This window comes from Vibrio sp. Vb2880, from assembly GCF_033337975.1.
GTDB lineage: Bacteria > Pseudomonadota > Gammaproteobacteria > Enterobacterales > Vibrionaceae > Vibrio > Vibrio alginolyticus.
Genome location: NZ_JAWORT010000056.1, coordinates 1 through 5,049, shown reverse-complemented (window position 1 = coordinate 5,049; position 5,049 = coordinate 1). Strand labels below are relative to the sequence as shown.

The window sequence follows — 5,049 nt, the reverse complement described above, 5'->3', positions numbered from 1 at the left end:
GTTGGGGCAGGTCAGCCCAGTTGAGTACGAAAGTATGTAGTTATGTACTGTCTACTTTTTGTGGGGTACACCAGCAAGGATGTGGCTGCCATGACGAATGTTGCTGACAATTTACTGCGAAGAGACTTTGAGTCTGAAACGCCAAATCAGAAATGGGTTACGGACATTACGTATATCTGGGTGAAGAGCCGTTGGCTCTTCTTGGCGACAGTGATGGACCTGCATTCAAGGCGCATCGAGGGTTGGTCGCTAGGGGCAACGATGACCGTCGAGCTCATCACTAATGCGTTAAAAATGGCGTTTGAGTCACGTAAGCCGCCTAAGGGCGTCATTATCCATTCAGATCGTGGTATGCAATGCGGGGGCATATAAATATCAAGACTTCTTGCGCAAGCATGGAGGTGTACCGATCATGAGTCGACAGGGTAACTGTTGGGATAATGCGGTGATGGAGTCGTTCTACAGCCGACTGAAAGTCGAACTGATATACGCAGAAAACTACCAAACTCTCGAAGAAGCCCGAATGGGCATCTTCGAATACATCGAGGTATTTTACAATCGCAAGAGAAGACACTCAGCGTTGGGGCATGTCAGCCCGGTTGAGTACGAAAGTATGTAGTTATGTACTATCTACTTTTTGTGGGGTACACCAACGCCTAGATAATTTAGCCCACACAGTCGTGGGCTTGTTTCTATTTATCGTTCGAGACTAGGTGGAGAGGGAAGATCAAAAGGCTTACAAGTAGAGCATAAAGCATTGGTAATAGAGCTACGCTGAGCCCCATGAAAGCACCTTCTACATCAAGATGACCATTTGAAAACGTAAGTATCACGCCTAGAACAAGTCCCAAAAAACCAGCTAAAATAGATGTTAAAATGACGCATTTGAAACAGTTTTTTTGTTTCTTAGTCAATAAGAATACCAGAGTACATGGAACCAAAACCAAAGACAGACTTGTAAAATCAAAATAGCTAATTAAATCTTGGCCATAGAACAGTGCTCGTAATACAACAAGTGATGTTATTGCTATGTAGAGGCTTAAAAATGCACGTTTCATTATCGTTACCACCAATATCCATACATTATGCTATTTGGAACTCTAGGTAATGATAACATTGATTCACGATCTTCCATGTAACGTCTTTTAAAATTATTACTCTTAGCTCCTACAGGAGTAAGGTTGGTTATTGCCTCTGCTAGCTTTTTAGTTGAGGGTCTGACATAGGAGTGCCTCGTTCAAGTGCTTCATGGAGCTCCGGAACAAGTAGTTTGTACCACTCATTTGCTTTCTGTTTGCCTGAGATTTGCCCGTAAATTTGCTCTACAGCACTAGATATAAATGACGCTGACATATATGGTTCCTTTATTGGTTAGTTTTTTTACATTATACTGTCAGTGCGTTACTAAGTAATTGTTCATATTGATTATTTTTGTAGTCATAATGACTTTTATTTCTAAGCCCGGCGTATAACAAACAATTCAAGAGTGATTCAGCACGCTTGGCATTTTTGGTTTGAGTTAAGTTTAGTGTTTACGGTGGTCAAATTAAGTTTCGTGGTCGCGTACTTCACACCTTAATTGGGCGTTATGAATAATTTGGTTAGGTGGAACATTGGATAATATTGTAGTCTCAATCTTACTTGCTGCTCTAGGGTGGATGGCAATCCCGACGTTTGTCTTTTTTGCCTTGTTTTTTGTGGTTTGGTTGGTTTTGAAGTCGCAAAATAATGAGTTAATTAAAGGGCGCTATGTGATTTTGAAAGAGGTTGATTGTGTTCGAGGGCTGTGGTTTAGCATGTCTAGTTTCATGGAAGAGAAAGCATTTCTCCAACTACAAAATGGTTGGTTAAAAAGTCTTTTAAAGTTTATATACCCTCTGTACTTTCTTTGGGATCTAACCTTTTTACTTGCGACGGTAGCATTCTTACTAATGGCTGGCTGGTTATGTTTTTCGTGAAAAATTATACATAACAAAGCGTTTAAGACGGATTCCCAACTCATGGCGTTTTCGTTTTGAATCGGCTTTAGAAGTTTTAGGAATAAATATGGGACGCAGGAGAGATCTAGGTAGTACCGCAAGCGGTATTATTGGCTCGTTTAGGAGTAGAAACAATGATGTCGATGGTTATTGGGGTATCGGTAAGCTCTACCTGTTCGTAGACCACCTTCAAAGAAAGTGTGTTTCAATAGACCTTTGCTCCCAACAGATTGCTCCATATGACCCGCACTTTGACCTCATAACTGAACGCTATTCAAAGATGTTTAAAGGGTTGATTGTAAAACGTTCAATTCCGTTTGAATGGGTTAGCTCAGCATACGTTTACGTTGAATTTGAAGTAGATTATGAGGTCCGTCATCATAATTGGCGGAGTGCATTGGGAAATCCGAGCAATCTAGTTTGTGTAGTCGTAGATGATTATGGCAAGAGTCATGTCGCTTGTGTGTATACAAACTGTTTCCCACATGATGCGAAAAGGGAAAGTCGGAGCACTAGGTGAGCAAACTTCTAACAAATTGTTTAAGAGTGATTCGTAACGCGTGGCATTTTTACTATGCGGTGGCTTAGGGTGATTAAGGCGCTGTGCGGTAGCTTTTGTATTGCGTGCCTCACACAGATCTTGGATGAAGAGGCTGTGGAGTATCAAATAGTAGGTGGATTAGCGGCAACTATTCATGGTGGAAGTCGGGAAATCGCAGATATAGATCTTTATATTCGAAACTCAGACGCAGACAAAGTGCTATCGCATGTAGCAAAATACATATCCAAACCGTTAACTCATTATGCTGAATATGGTTGGGATCTAGAGTATTTCCAATTGATCTACCAAAATCAAAAAATTGAAATCGGTTTGTCTGAACATACTAAGATACAATCACATCAAGATGGCTCTTGGCACCAGCTTGAAATCTACTTTTCAGAATCAGTTATTAAAAATTATCAAGGTATCGAGTTGCCAGTTATCCCAGTTTATCGTTTAGTCGAGTACAAGCGAATATTGGGCAGGGAAGTAGACCAAATTGACATACAAGAGCTAATGTTGAGTGGAGCGCCATAACAAACAATTTAAGAGTGATTCAGCACGCGTGGCATTTTTGGTCTGCGTTAATTTTAGTGATTAAGGAGGTATGCGGTAGCATCGGTATTGCGTGCTTCACACCTTAATTGCGCGGTAGGAGTTTGAACATGAAATTGATTTTTAGTTTCGCCTTAACATTTCTTGCATTCAGCTCTAACGGAGCAGAGCAAGTGACTACAAAAGACTTGTACGAGAAATTCAATATGAGAACTGTCTATAGTTCTTATGGTCAGAATTTAAAGTGGTATTGTGAAAGTTATCCTAGAGAGTTTTTTTCTACAGAAGAGGCTTTGTTTGTTTCTGATAGTCGCCTTGAGTTAGTTTCAGGTGACAACGTCTGGGTTTTCACTATTTCAGAGCCAAATATAGTTTCTATTGGAAATCAGATAACATCGGGTACATATAACAGCGTCTCGACGTATGAGCTTTACTTTGACCCTCGGACTCAGGACTGGAGGGCAAATGAAACATATATAGACATACCGAAAGATTGTGAACGCTATGAATAAAACTCCTAACAAATTGTTCAAGAGTGATTCGGAACGCGTGGCATTCTTACTATGCGTTGGCTTTAGTTATTAGGGTGGTATGCGGAGGAATCAGTATTGCGTGCCTCACATCTTAACAAGGCGTTATGCATTTTCTTCAATGTGTCTCTCAGAGAGGTGTTTAGAGTGGCGCAAGGTATAATTTCAGATAATTGGTCTCTTCAAGATATATCTAGCTTGTTTGTGGATGGTATGGAGAACGCATCTGCGGATGAAATTACTATAGCAAATGGTGAACATAGCTATAAAGCTGTTAGTTATCCATCAATTTAAACGGAAGCTTTGTTCGATTTTTTAACTGACCTAGTTTTGAGAGATGAGATCTTGGTTGAGGCTAAATTTGAACATGCATGGGTGAGGACAAGCAGCCCGATATTAGCAGCCAAAAACTTAGGTGTAGTTCGGAGTTTTCCTTTTTTAGAAGAGCCTCATAAATTAGTTGAACCACGAAATCGAATAATTGAACATATGAGCTCAACGGAGTCTTTGATGTTAGCTCGTAAAGAAAATGTATTGAGCTGGCAAGAAACCAAAAGGCCTCAGCATCCACTTTTATCAGCAACCATGTGAGGTGGAGCTGGAATATGTGCTCGAAGCTTTGTTTATGAAAAAAGTTATACTCCGCATCCTCTACGCAAGAGGTTCTTTGTTAATTCAGGTTTTATGTTACCTGCGGGTGATGCTTTACATCAACTTACCTCGTTTTTAAACGATGAACAGATGAAGGTATCAAAAAAGACGTATGGAACAGATTCACTGTATTCATTATTTGTTAATATGCCGGCTATTCCTATTCGAGTTATTCAGGAATCTTCCTCGCCTAGTCAGCTTATTGAGATTGCGCTCCCGATGAGACAAGATTTTGCAAAATTGAGAGAGTGGTTAAAGTTATTTCAAAATGCGTTATCTGAAGGCAATCTGAAGGCGGTTGCTAACTATCGAAAACAATTAGATTCTGTTTCGGAGTATGTTAATTCAAAAATAGGGCTAGGTTCTGCTACCAAACCAGTAACTATGGAAGCGGGTGTGGGAGTTTTTAAAATGGTTACACAATCTAATCCAGTAAATACTCTTAAAAATCAATTCGGCGTCAGAGCCACATTGAATAGTTTGATTTTTGGCTCTAACGGCAAGCAAGAAATCAAGAAGTTTATTAGTATGTTTGAGCAAAGAGGAACTGCTGTTGGTTACGATATAGAACAGCAGTTCACAAAAAATGCATAACAAACTGCCTAAGAGGGATTCGCAACGCGTGGCGTTTTTACCATGCGCTGATTTTAGTGACTAAGGTGGTGTGCGGCGGCATCGGTATTGCGTTGCTCACCACTTAAGCGGGCGTTATGCAACCGAGTACCCCACGTTTAGTAGACACTTTACTAAGTTAGATCTAGGGTCTAATTGAGAGGTGATTTATGGCTAAACA

Annotated in this window: 9 protein-coding genes; 7 read left to right on the top strand and 2 right to left on the bottom strand. The window is 40.3% G+C overall.

Translation table 11 applies throughout. The annotated features are described in order from the left end of the window. Positions 1-42: 42 nt before the first annotated feature. Positions 43-372, top strand: a complete 330-nt coding sequence (locus tag R7M92_RS24705; protein ID WP_318134547.1) for a DDE-type integrase/transposase/recombinase — start codon at positions 43-45, stop codon at positions 370-372. A 40-nt stretch (positions 373-412) separates the two neighbouring features. Further along, positions 413-619 (top strand): IS3 family transposase, encoded by a 207-nt coding sequence (locus tag R7M92_RS24700; RefSeq protein ID WP_318134546.1) that lies wholly within the window; start codon positions 413-415, stop codon positions 617-619. Positions 620-692: 73 nt separating this feature from the next. Here R7M92_RS24700 and R7M92_RS24695 read toward each other — a convergent pair whose 3' ends face one another. Together R7M92_RS24695 and R7M92_RS24690 are read right to left on the bottom strand one after the other, a co-directional pair. After that, the gene (locus R7M92_RS24695) at positions 693-1,058 is read right to left on the bottom strand and encodes a hypothetical protein (RefSeq protein WP_225474321.1); all 366 of its coding nucleotides are present in this window, start codon (positions 1,056-1,058) and stop codon (positions 693-695) included. Between the two features lie 139 nt (positions 1,059-1,197). Continuing rightward, positions 1,198-1,353 carry a hypothetical protein gene (locus tag R7M92_RS24690; protein ID WP_225474322.1) on the bottom strand — a complete coding sequence of 52 codons (156 nt, stop codon included), beginning with the start codon at positions 1,351-1,353 and terminating at the stop codon, positions 1,198-1,200. A 260-nt stretch (positions 1,354-1,613) separates the two neighbouring features. Between R7M92_RS24690 and R7M92_RS24685 the strand changes: the two genes are divergently transcribed. The 5 genes from R7M92_RS24685 to R7M92_RS24665 all read left to right on the top strand — a co-directional run bounded on the left by R7M92_RS24685 (position 1,614) and on the right by R7M92_RS24665 (position 4,850). Then, the gene (locus R7M92_RS24685; RefSeq protein ID WP_225474323.1) at positions 1,614-1,958 is read left to right on the top strand and encodes a hypothetical protein; all 345 of its coding nucleotides are present in this window, start codon (positions 1,614-1,616) and stop codon (positions 1,956-1,958) included. Positions 1,959-2,046: 88 nt separating this feature from the next. Further along, positions 2,047-2,499 (top strand): hypothetical protein, encoded by a 453-nt coding sequence (locus tag R7M92_RS24680; protein ID WP_225474324.1) that lies wholly within the window; start codon positions 2,047-2,049, stop codon positions 2,497-2,499. 69 nt (positions 2,500-2,568) lie between these two features. After that, a complete protein-coding gene (locus R7M92_RS24675) occupies positions 2,569-3,057 on the top strand; it encodes a MazG-related protein (protein ID WP_318134543.1) in 489 nt (162 codons plus the stop codon). Positions 3,058-3,185: 128 nt separating this feature from the next. Then, positions 3,186-3,587, top strand: a complete 402-nt coding sequence (locus R7M92_RS24670) for a hypothetical protein (protein WP_262634519.1) — start codon at positions 3,186-3,188, stop codon at positions 3,585-3,587. A 702-nt stretch (positions 3,588-4,289) separates the two neighbouring features. Further along, on the top strand, positions 4,290-4,850 hold the full coding sequence (locus R7M92_RS24665) for a hypothetical protein (RefSeq protein ID WP_318134541.1): 561 nt from the start codon (positions 4,290-4,292) through the stop codon (positions 4,848-4,850). Positions 4,851-5,049 lie beyond the last annotated feature (199 nt).

Excerpts from the sequence above, each read along its gene's own strand:
- R7M92_RS24695 (WP_225474321.1), bottom strand. The coding sequence starts at position 1,058 with ATGAAACGTGCATTTTTAAGCCTCTACATAGCAATAACATCACTTGTT.
- R7M92_RS24700 (WP_318134546.1), top strand. The coding sequence starts at position 413 with ATGAGTCGACAGGGTAACTGTTGGGATAATGCGGTGATGGAGTCGTTC.
- R7M92_RS24705 (WP_318134547.1), top strand. The coding sequence starts at position 43 with ATGTACTGTCTACTTTTTGTGGGGTACACCAGCAAGGATGTGGCTGCC.
- R7M92_RS24665 (WP_318134541.1), top strand. The coding sequence starts at position 4,290 with ATGTTACCTGCGGGTGATGCTTTACATCAACTTACCTCGTTTTTAAAC.
- R7M92_RS24670 (WP_262634519.1), top strand. The coding sequence starts at position 3,186 with ATGAAATTGATTTTTAGTTTCGCCTTAACATTTCTTGCATTCAGCTCT.
- R7M92_RS24690 (WP_225474322.1), bottom strand. The coding sequence starts at position 1,353 with ATGTCAGCGTCATTTATATCTAGTGCTGTAGAGCAAATTTACGGGCAA.
- R7M92_RS24680 (WP_225474324.1), top strand. The coding sequence starts at position 2,047 with ATGGGACGCAGGAGAGATCTAGGTAGTACCGCAAGCGGTATTATTGGC.